The 15315-nt window shown below is 41.2% G+C and carries 14 protein-coding genes and 2 tRNA genes; 1 reads left to right on the top strand and 15 read right to left on the bottom strand.

The window, feature by feature from the left end; genetic code table 11:
- Positions 1-121: 121 nt before the first annotated feature.
- From nuoE to BWD121_RS03255, 6 genes are all read right to left on the bottom strand, one after another.
- Positions 122-775: an NADH-quinone oxidoreductase subunit NuoE gene (gene nuoE / locus BWD121_RS03280; RefSeq protein ID WP_078663363.1), complete on the bottom strand. Its 654-nt coding sequence runs from the start codon at positions 773-775 to the stop codon at positions 122-124.
- Positions 775-1965, bottom strand: coding sequence for an NADH-quinone oxidoreductase subunit D (locus BWD121_RS03275; protein WP_078663362.1), 1191 nt, complete (start codon positions 1963-1965; stop codon positions 775-777). Before BWD121_RS03275 ends, nuoE begins: the two co-directional genes overlap by 1 nt.
- Positions 1966-2145: 180 nt before the next feature.
- Positions 2146-2754, bottom strand: coding sequence for an NADH-quinone oxidoreductase subunit C (locus BWD121_RS03270; protein WP_078663361.1), 609 nt, complete (start codon positions 2752-2754; stop codon positions 2146-2148).
- Positions 2755-2767: 13 nt separating this feature from the next.
- On the bottom strand, positions 2768-3349 hold the full coding sequence (locus BWD121_RS03265; RefSeq protein ID WP_078663360.1) for an NADH-quinone oxidoreductase subunit B: 582 nt from the start codon (positions 3347-3349) through the stop codon (positions 2768-2770).
- Positions 3340-3705 (bottom strand): NADH-quinone oxidoreductase subunit A, encoded by a 366-nt coding sequence (locus BWD121_RS03260; protein ID WP_078664058.1) that lies wholly within the window; start codon positions 3703-3705, stop codon positions 3340-3342. The genes BWD121_RS03265 and BWD121_RS03260 overlap by 10 nt, the downstream gene beginning before the upstream one ends.
- Before the next feature lie 311 nt (positions 3706-4016).
- Positions 4017-4093: transfer RNA gene (locus BWD121_RS03255), tRNA-Asp, on the bottom strand.
- A gap of 195 nt (positions 4094-4288) precedes the next feature.
- On the opposite strand from BWD121_RS03255, the gene BWD121_RS03250 reads away from it, so the two are divergent.
- Positions 4289-4364: transfer RNA gene (locus BWD121_RS03250), tRNA-Val, on the top strand.
- Positions 4365-4622: 258 nt separating this feature from the next.
- Here the strand turns inward: BWD121_RS03250 and BWD121_RS03240 are convergent.
- From BWD121_RS03240 to BWD121_RS03200, 9 genes are read right to left on the bottom strand one after another with little or no spacing between them, the layout of a single operon-like run.
- Positions 4623-4850, bottom strand: a complete 228-nt coding sequence (locus tag BWD121_RS03240; RefSeq protein WP_078663358.1) for a hypothetical protein — start codon at positions 4848-4850, stop codon at positions 4623-4625.
- Positions 4847-5512, bottom strand: a complete 666-nt coding sequence (locus tag BWD121_RS03235) for a lysozyme (RefSeq protein ID WP_078663357.1) — start codon at positions 5510-5512, stop codon at positions 4847-4849. The genes BWD121_RS03240 and BWD121_RS03235 overlap by 4 nt, the downstream gene beginning before the upstream one ends.
- A 15-nt stretch (positions 5513-5527) precedes the next feature.
- On the bottom strand, positions 5528-7825 hold the full coding sequence (locus BWD121_RS08605; RefSeq protein WP_078663356.1) for an alanine-zipper protein: 2298 nt from the start codon (positions 7823-7825) through the stop codon (positions 5528-5530).
- Between the two features lie 13 nt (positions 7826-7838).
- Positions 7839-8099: a hypothetical protein gene (locus BWD121_RS03225; RefSeq protein ID WP_078663246.1), complete on the bottom strand. Its 261-nt coding sequence runs from the start codon at positions 8097-8099 to the stop codon at positions 7839-7841.
- 13 nt (positions 8100-8112) lie between these two features.
- Positions 8113-9093 (bottom strand): phage tail protein, encoded by a 981-nt coding sequence (locus tag BWD121_RS03220; RefSeq protein ID WP_078663245.1) that lies wholly within the window; start codon positions 9091-9093, stop codon positions 8113-8115.
- Positions 9086-9955 (bottom strand): transglycosylase SLT domain-containing protein, encoded by an 870-nt coding sequence (locus tag BWD121_RS03215; protein WP_078663244.1) that lies wholly within the window; start codon positions 9953-9955, stop codon positions 9086-9088. Before BWD121_RS03215 ends, BWD121_RS03220 begins: the two co-directional genes overlap by 8 nt.
- A complete protein-coding gene (locus tag BWD121_RS03210) occupies positions 9955-12591 on the bottom strand; it encodes a hypothetical protein (protein WP_143245246.1) in 2637 nt (878 codons plus the stop codon). Before BWD121_RS03210 ends, BWD121_RS03215 begins: the two co-directional genes overlap by 1 nt.
- Positions 12539-14272 (bottom strand): hypothetical protein, encoded by a 1734-nt coding sequence (locus tag BWD121_RS03205; protein ID WP_078663242.1) that lies wholly within the window; start codon positions 14270-14272, stop codon positions 12539-12541. Before BWD121_RS03205 ends, BWD121_RS03210 begins: the two co-directional genes overlap by 53 nt.
- A complete protein-coding gene (locus tag BWD121_RS03200) occupies positions 14272-15315 on the bottom strand; it encodes a tail fiber domain-containing protein (RefSeq protein WP_078663241.1) in 1044 nt (347 codons plus the stop codon). Before BWD121_RS03200 ends, BWD121_RS03205 begins: the two co-directional genes overlap by 1 nt.

Below are 15315 nucleotides of genomic sequence, written 5' to 3'. Positions count from 1 at the left end.
CTAAATCCAATAATTTTTCAGTATTTTAAAAAGATTTGTTACTTCTACTAAAATATTTCCAAATAAACAAACAATAAACACTCTATTAACAAAGCGTTATTTACTCTGTTTTTATTTTTTACTATTTTTTTCTTGAAAGTTTTGATGATTTCTTCTTCCCCTCATTCTCGTCAATTAAAGAAGTTAAACCATCTATAGGTTCCGATGATTTACGACCATTTTGTGGTCCCACAGCTATATCAGAATTTTTTCCCGCCTCAAATGCATCTATAATTTCTTCAAGACGTTTTGCTGTAAGATCTTCATAAGTATCCTTAAAAATCATAACCATTGGTGCGTTAACACAGGCACCAAGACACTCCACCTCTTCCCACGATAAAGTTCCATTTTTGTTAGTAATAAAAGGTTCAGGGTGAATTTTCTTTTGGCAAACTTTAATTAACTCACCAGAACCACGTAACATACAAGGAGTAGTACCACAAACTTGAATATGTGCCTTTGTACCAACTGGCTTAAGTTGAAACTGAGTATAGAAAGTAGCAATTTCTAAAACGCGGATATAAGCCATTGAAAGCATTTGAGCAATATACTCAATTGCAGCACGTGTTACCCAACCTTCTTGCTCTTGAGCACGCATTAAGAGGGGAATTACAGCTGACTGCTCACGCCCTACAGGGTATTTTGCTATGGTATTTTTCGCCCACACTTGATTTTCTTTTGTAAAAGAAAACTCTAATGGTTGGTGGGTATCATCTGCAAGACGACGCACAGACATTAGCGATCAACCTCCCCAAAAACAATATCAATTGAACCTAAAATAGCTGTTGCATCTGCAAGCATATGACCTCGAGTTAAAAAATCCATAGCTTGAAGATGAGCAAAACCAGGAGCACGCAACTTAACTCGATAAGGCTTATTTGTTCCATCAGAAACAAGATAAACACCAAATTCACCTTTTGGAGCCTCTACAGCAACATAAACTTCACCAGGAGGAGTATGAAATCCTTCCGTATAAAGTTTAAAATGATGAATAAGTGCCTCCATTGAATTTTTCATTTCACTACGTTTTGGCGGCACAATTTTATGATCCAAATTTGAAACCGGCCCGTTTCTTTCTGTACTAAGCAAGCGATTCACACATTGGTGCATAATTCTTGCTGATTGACGCATTTCTTCCATACGAATGAGATAACGATCATAACAGTCACTATTTTTGCCGACTGGAATATCAAATTCCATTTCATCATAACATTCATAAGGTTGACTTTTACGCAAATCCCACGGCACACCGGTACCACGAATCATTACCCCAGAGAAACCACGAGCCCAAGCCTCATCACTACTTACCACTCCAATATCTACATTTCGCTGTTTAAAAATTCGATTTGGTGTTATAAGTGCATCAAGCTTACCGAGAGCAACAAGGAATGGATCAATAAAATTACCAATATCTTCAATTAAAGATTCTGGCAAATCTTTATGCACACCACCAGGACGAAAATAATTAGCATGAAGACGCGCACCGCATGCACGTTCATAAAAAATCATCAAACGTTCACGCTGCTCAAATCCCCAAAGTGGTGGTGTTAAAGCACCAACATCCATCGTTTGCGTTGTCACATTAAGTAAATGATTAAGAATGCGCCCAATCTCAGAAAATAGAACACGGATCAACTGTCCTCGTTTAGGAACTTCAATACCCAATAGTTTCTCAATAGCAAGTACAAAAGCATGCTCCTGATTCATAGGAGCAACATAATCCAAACGATCCAGATAAGGGCATGCCTGAAGGTACGTTTTTGTTTCCATCAACTTTTCAGTACCACGGTGTAATAACCCAATATGTGGATCCACACGCTCAACAACTTCACCATCTAACTCGAGGACCATACGCAAAACGCCATGCGCCGCAGGATGTTGAGGACCAAAATTAATATTAAAGTTTCGGACACTGACTTCAGCCACAATCAACCCCTTGCTTATTCAAATACGCTCCTAATTGAACGCGAATAAAGTTTTGCCTACCATATCGAAAAATACAAGATAACAATTTACTACACGCAAACATTTATCCCCTCTCCACTTGAAAAACATTCAACCATCTAAAATCTGCCTATTTCAATGTTATTCTTGTTAGTTCCAATATCATTTTTCATCACTTACCTTTTTATCACCCGGCAAAATATATTCAGCACCTTCCCAAGGTGAAAGAAAGTCAAAATTACGCATTTCTTGCCGCAAAACAACAGGTTCATAGATCACTCGCTTAACTTCATTATCATAACGACATTCAACGAATCCTGTCACAGGAAAATCTTTACGTAAAGGATGCCCTTCAAACCCATAATCAGTTAAAATACGTCTTAAATCTGGATGACCAGAAAATAAAATACCATACATATCGTACGTTTCACGCTCATACCACTCTGCTCCAGGATAAACTGAGCACGCAGAAGGAATCGGAACATTTTCATCAGTCCGCACCTTAACACGTAACCGTAAATTATGACGAGGAGATAATAATTGATAAGAGACATCAAAACGTTTGTCTCGAGAAGGATAATCAACACCGCTAATGTCTGTAATATTAACAAACTGACAGCGAGAATCATCACGCACAAACATTAAAACATCAGTAATTGCATCAAGACGTGACACAATCGTCAATTCGCCAAATGCAAGTACACTTTCTTCCACTTTATCCCCTAATTGATTCTTCAAATAGGCAGAAAGCTCATTTAATGATTCAAACATCACTCTGAAGCCTCTATCGCTCTATAGATCCAGTACGACGGATTTTCTTCTGCAACAACAATATACCGTAAAGCAATGCCTCTGCTGTAGGAGGACACCCTGGAACATAAATATCTACCGGTACTATACGATCGCATCCACGCACAACTGAATAAGAATAATGATAATAGCCACCACCATTTGCACACGAACCCATAGAGATCACATAACGCGGCTCAGGCATTTGATCATAAACTTTACGTAAAGCAGGCGCCATTTTATTGGTTAAAGTACCAGCAACCACCATCACATCTGATTGACGTGGTGAAGCGCGCGGTGCATACCCAAAACGCTCATTATCATAATGAGGCATTGAGCATTGCATCATTTCAACGGCACAACAAGCCAACCCAAAACTCATCCACATCAATGAGCCAGTGCGCGCCCAAGTTATCAAAGCATCTGCTGAGGTTACTAAAAAACCTTTATCAGACAATTCAGCATTTATATCATGAAAAAATTTATCATGAGAACCTATCAATTCACCAGCACTCAACCCCGTTACTTCTTTTGACTTTGGAGTTATAACTGTTGAATTATTTAATATTAATCCCATTCAAGAGCCCCCTTTTTCCACTCATATATAAATCCAATCGTCAAAATTGCTAAAAACATCATCATTGACCAAAAACCCAACATACCTATTGAGCCAAATGAAACAGCCCAAGGAAAAAGAAAAGCAATTTCAAGATCAAAAATAATAAACAAAATTGAAACCAAATAAAACCGAATATCAAATTTCATGCGAGCGTCATCAAAAGAGTTAAACCCGCATTCATAAGCTGATAATTTCTCCGGATCGGGAGCACGATAAGCCACAATGTAAGGCGTAATTAAAAGAGCCCCTGCAATAACTGCTGAAACAATAATAAAAATCAACACTGGTAAGTAAGAACTCAACAAATGAGTCATCATCTTCTTCCGCTTTAATAAAGTGCCTGAAGTAACGTAATTATTTGATATTGTCTAGATAAGCACATAAATTATCATAATTGTCCCGCTACTCCCGCTCGTACAGCTTCAAAAGGCATGTCGTGCAATTTTTTCTTTATTGATATAGGTACAGCAGTGCGAAAAAAGACGCAAGCCCCTATTCTCAGAAACTATCAAATTAAAGGAAAAAAAGTGAGATGTTAAAAAGATTTTTATAGCCAACACTAAATTTAGTACTTTGCGAATGAAATGTGTACACTACAAGAAAAAATTAGGAAGATACTATAAAATGGCGCGAGTGACGGGGCTCGAACCCGCGACCTCCGGCGTGACAGGCCAGCACTCTAACCAACTGAGCTACACCCGCGCACTTCTTTCGAACCAATTGTTTAGCTGGTGTAAGAGGTTCATTCGTTTCTGTCAAGCATTCTTAATACGTTTTTTTCAAAAAAAAATAAAAATTTAGCATCCTTTAAAAAATCTCAAACAAAAATATCTTTTATTCTTGCGTTTAAATAAAATTTTCCTTAAAAAGCTTCCATCCGATGATAAATCATTGATTGGGCGATTAGCTCAGCTGGTAGAGCGCCTCGTTTACACCGAGGATGTCGGGAGTTCGAGTCTCTCATTGCCCACCATATGCCTTTTTTACCCCTATAACCCATTGATTTTATTGATATTTATTTAAGGTTAGGGATAAAATAATCAGGTTAGGGAATAGGATTTTGCAACTTACCCTTATAAATCACCTTTAACTTGTGTTAATAGGCATCCACCCACATGAACGTTTTCCGTTCTCATTATGCTTTAAAATGTCTCGTGCTAAGTTTGAACTGATTCCATCGTAGTCTTGCCTATCCAAATAAATTGGCATCCATCCTAGGCAAGAAACATAGTCATTCTTTACGCACCCACTCAGACAGATCAGAGCGTATATCCACATCACTTTTCTTGTTAACTTCATCTTCTACTTCAAACCGTGTTATAGCTATTTTTAAAGTTTTCTCAGTCCGTTTGCGTTGCTCAACTTTCTTTCCAAACCGAAAAACCTTAGCTAAAGTTACAAAAAAAGCGGCTAAAGCCGCCGCCACCATTAGTAAATATTTCTTTCCCCACCAAATCACAGCCGTTGCTCCCAAAAACGTTGAGCAACAAATGCAATACCAACACAAGCTGCTAAAACCATAATTGCAGCAAAAGCCCACTGAACTGGACCATTACCAGCAAGTAATCCTCCAAGCCCCGAGAAAGACCCAATGATAGGCGCTAACATTTCTACTTTAAAAGCACTTGTTGATTCTTTTGCTTCTACAGCTTGATAATTAGAAGAAACATAAGCACTCGTTGCCCATAACCCCGCTTCAGCAGCACGCCGGTGAACTAAACCTTTCAAACGTTTGCCATCTGCCATTGTCCATTTTTGTAATTCAGCCGGTACAGCTTCATAATCCCCTTTATTAAGCTTTTTAAGCAAGGTAGAACGTTGAAAAGCACTTACACCAACATTATAACAAAATGAAACCAGAGCCCCAAACTGTTCATCATTTAAATCAACGCAAACCTCTTTTTCTACTGCTGCTTCATATTTTTGCAAATCAGTTAAAAGTATAGTTTCAGCTTTTTGCTTGGTAATCGTCATACCTTCAACAACAAATGGCTTACCAGCTTTTCCGGTATGACCATACCCAATGGTCCAAACACCAGATGCATCTTGATAAGCGTTTAATCGTAAGCCTTCCCATTTTTTTAAACAGTTTAAACAGTCTTTACTAATCCTTCGTGCCATTGTTTCATTCCATTTCTATAAATACACTTTAATTAACACAGCACCATCTCCCCCAGCACCGCTTGATGAAGGTGTCGCATCTTTTCCGGGAAAATATCCACCGCCACCACCATAGTAACCAATACTTCCCTGTCCACCACGACCACCCCACATGCTATGACCCCCAAGTCCACTAGTACCATTATTACCGTTTTTCTCGCCTTTTCCACCTTTGCCACCCCCTGCCCCTCCACCTGCACCGCCATAAATACTGTCTCCACCACGTCCGCCTAAACCGCCTTTACCACCAATTCCTTGGTTACTATCACCGCCATTACCTCCAATACCACCACCACCACCACCACCCCACATACTATTACCACCTCCACCACCCCAACCACCTCCACCACCTAAACCAGCACCTACATCTCCTCCTTTACCACCCCAACCTCCAACACCGCCACCGTTATATATATTGTTTCCACCATCGCCACCTCCGCCGCCTTTACCACCATTCTCGCCACGCCCACCATCACCGCCTTTACCTCCATTACCGGCACTTTTTAAAAAATTATCGCCCCCTCTGCCACCACTGCCCCCACGCCCTCCAGTACTATTTTTACCGCTTTTGCCCCCTTTCCCCCCATTACCACCAAATCCACCTATCCTACCAACTTCACCATTCTTGCCATCACCCCCAATACCACTTTGATCCTCTGCATCAGCTCCATTATCGCCCCTGGCACCATGAATACCACTAGGATCGTATCCGATAGAACCACCAGAAGCTGTAATAAACTGACCAACTTTTGTTTTTTCCCCAGCGAAACCGCTATTCTCAGCTGTTTTTCCACCCTTGCCGATAGTTACTTTACTGTTGCCAAGAAACTTTTTCCTTGTTCTCACATAAGTACAACACCCACCATTACCACCATGACGACCACTATCATCACCAGCATTACCACCACCCCAAGCCCATATTTCAAGCTCGGTGTCTCCAGTTGTCCCTTCTGGCCATGCAATTTCCCCACTTTCCGTCATGAAAATCTCAACAGGTTTGCTAACACCTACACCCACACTATTGCTGCTGCCCCCACTACTGCCGCCACTATTTGCTTTGATAGAAGCAACAAGATGAGCCGGTGATATCAGTGCATTTTCTGCTTTGATGCCATCAATCCAATCTTGCTTTTCAAGAGGGTGAATGAGATCAACTGCTTTTTGTGCTTTGTCTGCAGTCTCTTTTGCATCCACGGCAGTTTCTTGCGCCTTATCAGCTACTGTTTTTGCACTTGTCGCTGCTTCTTTTGCACTCTCTACAGCCACTTGTGCTTTATCAGCAGTGCTTTGCGCATCCTTTGCTGTGCTTAAAGCATCTGCTGCCGTTTCCTTTGCACTCTCTGCAGTGCTTTGCACCTTATCTACAGTTTCTTGTGCTTTATTGGCAGTGCTTTGTGCAGTATCAGCGGCTTTCTTTGCACTATTAGCTGTCGTTTGTGCAGCTACTGCCGCCTCTTTTGCAACCGCCGCCGTTTCTTTTGCACTCTCTGCGGCCACTTGTGCTTTATCTGCAGTCTCTTTAGCCTCACCTGCTGCATTGACCCCACATTGAGCTGTCGTTTGTGCTTGCTGTGCAACCTCTTCAATTTGATTAATCTTCGTAATCTGGATACGTTCTTGAGGCGTTAAGATAAGGTGTTTCTCCCCCTCTTTCATATGATCCATAGCAAAAACATCCTTTGCTATTTTATCTGGATCATAAACTGATTTTGACATCGCAAGAGATTTTGATAATGTAAAATGAGTGATAGTATCTTTAAGATCAGCAGGAGATATAGGATAATTGATATCCTCATCTGCCTTCTTCCATTTTTCTATTGTAGGGCACTCAGAACTTATCCATTGTAGCTTTACTCTTTCTTCTGCAGTCAAAATCTTCTTTGTATCACCTTCAACCATATTCTCCATAGAAAAGGCATCTGACATCACATTAGAAGGATCATAAATAGCAGCACTCATATCGCCAATTCCCAAAGGCGATAGCTTTATCCAGCCAGTACCCGATAGAACTGTATTCTCACTAGGATCCCCACTTGTGCTTATATCATTAACTGTAACCGTATCTTTATAAGCAAGTGCCCCAACATCTCTTTTTGCAACGGCCTCATCAGCTTTCTTTCCTTGAGCAGCAGTCGCAAAATAACCCATAGAATAAGCCGCTGCACTCCCCAATGAAGAGGGTGCAACAACTTTATTGTCTAAAATACCTTCTTTGACTTCCTTATTTGTCGCTGGCTCAATTTCAAACTTGTGTGTGTGATAGGGAATAGGCATCGCTTTGAATTCCTTAATTTGTATCTTCGGGATGTGTTAGATTGACAAGTTGCAAACGCAATTCATCAACGGCTTCTTGCAAAGTCTCAATGCGTTGCTCTGTCTCTTTTTGGTAAGCTGTAAAAACATTCAAAAGATCATGCTGAATATCGTCTTTGACCTTATCAAGAACCTTATTTAATGGCGCATGAACTAATTTATGACTTGCATAAAAAAGAACACGAATCTGCCCTGTGTCGGCAATCTCATCAATTGCCGAGGGATTATTGATCATCTTTAAAAAACCTTTATGATTTTATGGCGTAAACAACCGTTGTATTAATAGGGCGTGTTTCTGCTCCACCTGTTGAATAAATCGTTGCACTATGCGTATGTGCACCTGCTGAGGCTGTATTTGCTCTTATATTTTGGCTATAAAAGGCAGGGTTTCTTCCACCAATAGGACTGCCAGGTCTTCTTAACGCCTCATACTGATACTGGTGTACATGCGCCCCTGACATTTCAATGGTGCAGCCATGTGTATGCGTTTTCAAGCTATCTTGCTGCTTTTCAGCAAATTTTCTACCCTGATCTACACCACGCCCATTATCAAAACCACGTAAAAACATCCCCCTAAAATCGGGTACTCTAAAAGTAGTATCGCTATCTGCTCCCCAATATATATCTATTGCCTTGAACAACCGAGGATATTTCTTGCGCTCATAGCTTGCACCATCACACAAAAGCCAACCACCTGGCACTTCTTTCATTGCAAATGTCGCAATAAACCCAGCTGGAAAAATTTCTATCTTAGGAGGTGTTTTTGGGGTTGGGTTTAATAAATACCAACCATCAAGACTTCTTGTTAGTGTGTTGTTATTATAGACCAGTTCATAAATGCCATCTTTTTGCAGTTCACCACCTTCTAAAGGCATAACACCTGCATCGGTCATCTTATAAACAGGCTTCTCACTCAAACGATTGACGGTTATTGTTGTCGCACCAACATTTGTGTCGCTTGCCTTAAAACGTATAAAGATATCATTCTTATATTCCGTGATAGGAGAAACTGTATTGAGTGTAATTGATGTCGTCTTTTCTTGACTGTTGACGACAAACTTTGCTTCAATACTCCCGCCATTATCTGCAAGATATTCTCGTATACGCTGCATCATAGCACGTGCACTATTATTAACAGAACTGGGCGGCTGACCTTGTGCCCAATTAATAATATCATCTGAGTGTGCGTTTGTATCCGCTGTCAGTGACCAATCATAAATATCAGACATTATAAACTCCTGCCCTTGTTAAGAACTCTTTGCGCAATTGATCTCCTCTTTGTCGACCATTTAAAGAAGAAACAGGTTGACGTCGTGACGGGTCAATCAAAGGCGTTAGATCTGCAGGGCGTGCCCCTGCTTGTGAAAACACAGGCTGCTGCATCATGTGATTTTGTGCCATCTGTATCTGTTGATCATAATTTTGCGCATTCTCTTTGATTAACTGCGTTAAACCATCCACGCCTTTTTTTAGAAAATCAGTACGTGCAACATTTTCAGGAGGCACCATTTGAGGATACATTGCCATATTCTGTGCAACCAATTGATCACCCTGCATTACATTTTGAAGCCTTTGCATGCCACGTGGTGGAACCGCTTGCCTATAACCTTGCTCAGGCTGTGCTGTTTTATTGTACAGCTGATAAACATGATTCATAAAATCACCTGCTGTTGCACCAGGGCGGCCACCATTAAGGGCTATTGCCTGGGGGGTTAACAGCTGGCTTGCTGGTGCATTTGGGTTTTTAATAAGCCTTGCAGCCCCCGCTGGCCCTTGTTGATGTGCTAAATAAAGTTCAGCTTCTGAAGGTGCTCTTCCCAAAGCTGTTTGCAAATAACGGATATTGTCTTTGGTAAACCGTGCCATCGCATCAATCGATTGAAGTGGATCAAACTTGTTATCCAACTTATATTGGCGTGCTGTTGAATCTAAAAATTGATAAAGCCCACCTGCACTACTGTTCTTATTTCTTGCATTGGGATCACCACCACTTTCTATCATCGCCACGCGTTTAAGAAAGCTTTCGGGTAAATCATACCTTTGTGCCGCCTGGGAGATGGCACTGTGAACATCAGGATGAAAATTAATCATTAATTTTTAAGCCCTCTAATATAGCTGCCCGTCGATAGAACATTAAGCAAATTGATGAACTTTACAAATTCTTCTTGTGTGATTAAACGCTTCTGTTCTGCTTTACGAAACTTGTTAATTAACTCAACAGATTTTTGTCTCGATAACCTAACATCCCCACGTTCATGGGCTGTTATGAGTTCTGCAATATCTCTCTCGACATTTCTATCGATTGACGACACTCCACGCTTGACTGACCCTGTAAAAAAATTCATTATTGTAGTACGAAGGCTAGACTTACTTACATTATCAAGTGCTTCTCCTGCCTTTGATCCGAGCTCACCCTCGTTCCTTGGAAGGCGAGCAAATAACTCTGATCTCTCAACCTCTGGCCGTAAAGCTTTCACCATTTGGTTTGCTTTATCCTTACCATAAATGAGCCGTAATTTCTCTTGTCCACTTTGCGTATTAAACAAATTGGAAAGACTATTCTCAGGGCTTTGTACATTGGCTGCTGCATGTTCTATCTGTGAACGTGCACCTTTTCTAAACGCATCCAGTTCTTTAGATTCCAAGCCTGAAAGCTGATTTTTGATCATATCAAGCGTAACATTCTTATCAAACGCTTTTTCACCTTGAGATAAGGCGCTGCCAAGAGTGCGCTCATCATGGTAAAACTTTCTTGCTTGGGTATAATGTGGAGATGACGTATCTAAAACACGAAGAAGACGTTCCTTCACATTCATCAAATCTGCAGCATGTGTTTGATTATCTTCTCTGAGAGCTAATTTAATCTGATTATCTATGTCCCCCTTTATTCTGTGCAAAATCTGCATACTCATTTCTGGATTTTTACGATTTGCTATAACTGTTTCATCTCCCACGTTTAACAAGCCCGCAATTGCTTTTTTACGTGCGTCATTAAATGCAGGACTTTCTTCTAAAAGCTGTAAATCTTTCATAACAGACTCTGCAATGGGTGCAGTAAATGCCTTTTCATAGAGCGGTTCAGCCTCTCTTTTTGCGGTGTTAATAATGTCTTGCTTTAAATCAAGTGTATTAACTTTCTTACCGAGTGTTTCATTTAGTCTTTCCCTTACACGTTGAGTACTTTCAGCTTGCCTAGCTCCTAAACGATTGCTCATTATTGAATGTGTAGGATAGTCTTTTTTTGCCTCTCTTAAAGCCCGTGCAGCAAGCTGATCACTTAAATCAATGATCATTGAATCAGAGCCTTTCCACTTTAAAGCCTTGTCAAGATCATGAATACCTGCATTGTCTAAAGCACGACTTATCTCTTTAAGCGCTTTGTTGCTTATTTGAACTTCACCTGGTTGACTTCCACGAACCCATTTTGGAAGCGTTTTTTTAACAAAAGAAGTCGTTGCACTAGCTGGTTTTGTGACAAGAGGCGCTGCTGCTGATAGAGCAAAGGGTGTAAGACCACCAAATGCCCCACCAAATCCAGTAGTTACTATAGTATTCCCCCAACCTTCCCCTTCACCACTTCCTGCTATAGCTCCATAGATTCCACCGATTTTTGCTGCGCGTATTGTATTAAACTTTGCTACGGCTTTCTTTGCAGCTGCTTCCCCTGCAAGTTTTGCTTCTGCCCGTGTGGCTCCTTGCGCTAATGCAGAATGAAATGCTTTTGCCTCTGCTCTACTTACATAATCTGCAGCTGCACCTGAAGTTCTTGTGGCTGCCTTATTTACAGGACTCATTACAGCTTTACCTACAGCTTTTGCTGCTGTAGGAGTAGCACGTATAGCACCGGGAATAGCACGTCCAGTAGCAAGTGCACCACGTCCAACAGCAGCAGGAGCAGCACGCATAGCAGCGGGAACAGCGCGTACAGCTGAAGGCATAGCGCGCATAGCAGCAGGAGCACCACGTATAGCACCAGCTATACCTCGTCCAATAGCAGGAGCAGCACGTCCAGCAGCAAGCGCACCACGTGCAACAGCAGCACCACCTGCTGCAACAGGGCCTGCAACTATTGCAGGAACTAGGGCTGCCACACCACCAGCTAAATTACCGGCGAAATAAGCATAAGGATGCTCTTTAGCCAACAACTTTTGATAGTCACGCCGTCTCTTCACTCCGTCGTCATATGTTTCTTTTCCAAAAAGTGCTCCTATTTCATCATCATAGCCCAAAGTCGCTCCGTGAACTGTCCCCCATCCCAAAGCCTCCATAGTACTCGTTTTAGGACTATCTTCTTGTGTCGTTGGTTTATTATTGTTTGTGATAGAACCATTTTGTCTTGCTTTAGCAAGTAATTCTTTATTCCTTGAGAAAATCTCTCGGAGCTGTTCTGGGGTAAAGTCACTTATATGACCAAGAACAGGAGAATTATTATAGTCTGTGTCAAGCAATCGTTTATCAACTAATCGCTTATCAAAAGGAGGGGGAGATGAAATTTTATTTTTTTTTGCTTTCTCAAGCAACTCCTTATTTTTTGAGAAAATCTCTCGGAGTTGTTCTGGAGTAAAGTCACTTATATGACCAAGAACTTCAGCATTATTATAGTTTGTATCAAGCAATCGCTTATCAACTAATCGCTTATCAAAAGGCTTTTCGTTTGTCATGGGTTGTCTTAACTCAGCCATTGCTTTGTTTCCTTCTAACGCGATTGTCACTATCAAGGAATGCATAACCTTCTGGTAACGTATCAAATTGCGTATATTCCGTCACACGTGGCTGCTCATCTTGCGTCTGTTGCGCCTTATCTTGATTTTTATAAGCTTCAATTCCGTATGCTTCTTGAACAAGTTCAGGTGATACTTCTCCTTCACTAAAAAGAAGTATCCGCGTTGCTTTATTGGCTTTCTTGTAAGTATCAATAATCGTTTGGAAAGATTCTTTCATCTGCTCAGGTGAAAGGTCTTGTTCTAAAGCAGCTATAGAGTTCTGCAGTGCCATAAATTCAACGTTAGATAAGTTCCCAAAGCCTGATGCTCCATTTGGCGCAAGATCTTTCATTTGCATCAATCTATCAATTGCAATGTTTGCTTTAATAACATTAAGCATAGACTTAAATTGAGAAGCAGGTGTTCCTGGTATGAGCGATTCCCAATAACCCAAAAAACCAACAATGCTATGATTTTTATCCAATTTTTCCTGTAATTTTTCTACCATTCCAATGAACTGTTCTGCTTTAAAAGATTTGTTTGCAAATTCTACTTTTTTCTTGTTCTCTTCATCTATTCTTTTACGCTCTGCATCACTTCCTGGAATAAGTACAGAACGTATGTTGCCATTTTCATCTTTAACATACATATGTCCAAGCTCAGGCCTTGAAAGCATATTGTTAGGATCATCTGTTCTTTGTGTTCCCTTGAGAGGTTCAATCTTGCCCGTCTGTGTTGATATTTGGTAAGCCATATCACCGGGCAAGCCGTGCGCTTCCTTTTCTTCGGGTGTGAGTATTCTATACCCCTCCTGAAGGCCAGTAGGGCTTAACGTATCGCTCATGATTTTCGTAGCAAGATCAGGGTTTTGTGCAATTGCTTGCGCCTCTTGATCACTATATCCTTTGGATTGTAAAACTTTTAAAATTTGCTGACGTTGAGCCCGCTCACTATTGCCCTGGCGCAATTTAAGTGCTGCATTTGAAAAGCTCTCTTGAGGTGTTTGCCCCGAAGCAAGACCAGCAAAAGAATCCATTAAACGCTCTGAAAATTCCGAGTTCTTAAAACGATCCCATAAACCGCTCGCACTGTATTTATCATGCGCCTGTGTATCTCCATTGCCCCCCACTAACCTTTGGAAAAAATCTTCTGCTTCACCATTTACAGCTTGCTCTGGCTTATCATTTGCTTGTAAAGCCCCTTCCTCACTCAAAGCCTCCTCTTCATTCAAAGGCGCATCACCCTGCAATTGCTCTGGGGCAGGTCCTCCTCTGTTGAGCTCAGCAATATAATTCATTGCATCCTTTTGCTGTTGCTCTGCTTCATCTTGTGAAGGCATATCAATAGGAGAAACAAATTCAGATTGGGGCGCCAACGACACAGCATTCTCTAAAGAATTGCCTTGATAGAGTTGGGGTGTATTGTTTGTTTTGATTGAGTAATCTGATAAAGGAGGCATCTGACTTTTTAAATCTGTAACAGATACAATTAAATCTTTAAGCCCTTTTTTACCCGTTTCTTCAGGTTCATCATAAACGCCTCGAATAAGATCCTGAAGAGTGGCCTTTTGTCGATTATAACGCCTGTCTTGTTTATTGATATGCTTAAGGAACGGGTCAGAACGAGCAAAAAAATGCATAAACCCTTTATTATTGCGGCCATTTTCTTGACCCAAAGGTGGATCTAACTCATCAAATCTAGACATTAAGCAACCCTTTCCATATTAAAACCAAGCTTGCTATAATCAACATGCAAAAGGCCGGTGACAGTATTTAAGAAAACAGCCTCAGGATTTGTTGCAAGAATATCTTGCGCCATTACCCCTCGATAGCGTTTAGAGCACCCTTTGTAATTATAGTCATAGAGCTTGTGTCCATCTCTATACCCAACTTCAACAATGTTCTCTTTTGCTCTTCGATCACTTAACCCCGGCATTCCACCAAAAATACCCCCAATACCTCCAATAGTTGCCCATGGATTGTTTGGAACAAGTGTTGTCGATTGCCCTGTTTGTGTACCGTAATTGCCAGAAACAGCCCCTCCTGCGGCCAGTAACTTACTTAACTGATCCCATTCAAGATTATTCTGCTGCTCCCATTTTTCCCGCTCTGCATCAAGTTTCTGCTGATTATTGGCATCAATCAAACTGCCTCCCGCAAGCGCATTTATATTCGCCTGACCTTGACCTTGGAAGAAATTCGATGCCCCTGCAAGCTGGTTTTGGTTAGCCTGGTCAATCAAACTATTGGCAGCCATCATATTGTTGACATCTTGGTTATATTGCTGTGCCATCGCTTGGGTTGCAATACCCCCCAATTCATTGGCAAGAACACCCGTATGTGCCCCTGAACCATAACGCCCTGCCCCTGACATTGAACTGTTAATAGAGTTCGCCGTATTGTTTAAGGTGTTTTGAAGGGCTTCATTAAAATAAGGGTTAGCGCCTATTTGCGCCCCAGAAGCCATGTTGCTTAAATTTTGACTTGCTGCATTTGGTCCCGTGGCAAGCCCATTTAAATAGCTGTTATTATAGCTTTGAGCCGTGTTGTTAAGCCCTGTAATCGCACCCAATGTCTGATCACTCAAATTGGTAACACGATCCCCCTGATAAACCTCCTTCCCACTGCCACTATTGTAAAGATTCATCGCATCATTGGCACCAAGCTCAAAAATACCTTGTGCCCACGCAGGAGGTGCATTTGTCTGTGTCGTGTTTTGTGTCACCTTTGGTTTTTTATTTTTTCCCAT

This window comes from Bartonella sp. WD12.1 (assembly GCF_002022415.1).
GTDB lineage: Bacteria > Pseudomonadota > Alphaproteobacteria > Rhizobiales > Rhizobiaceae > Bartonella.
Note: the sequence above shows the minus strand (reverse complement) of the source record. Positions and strands in the feature narration are given on the sequence as shown.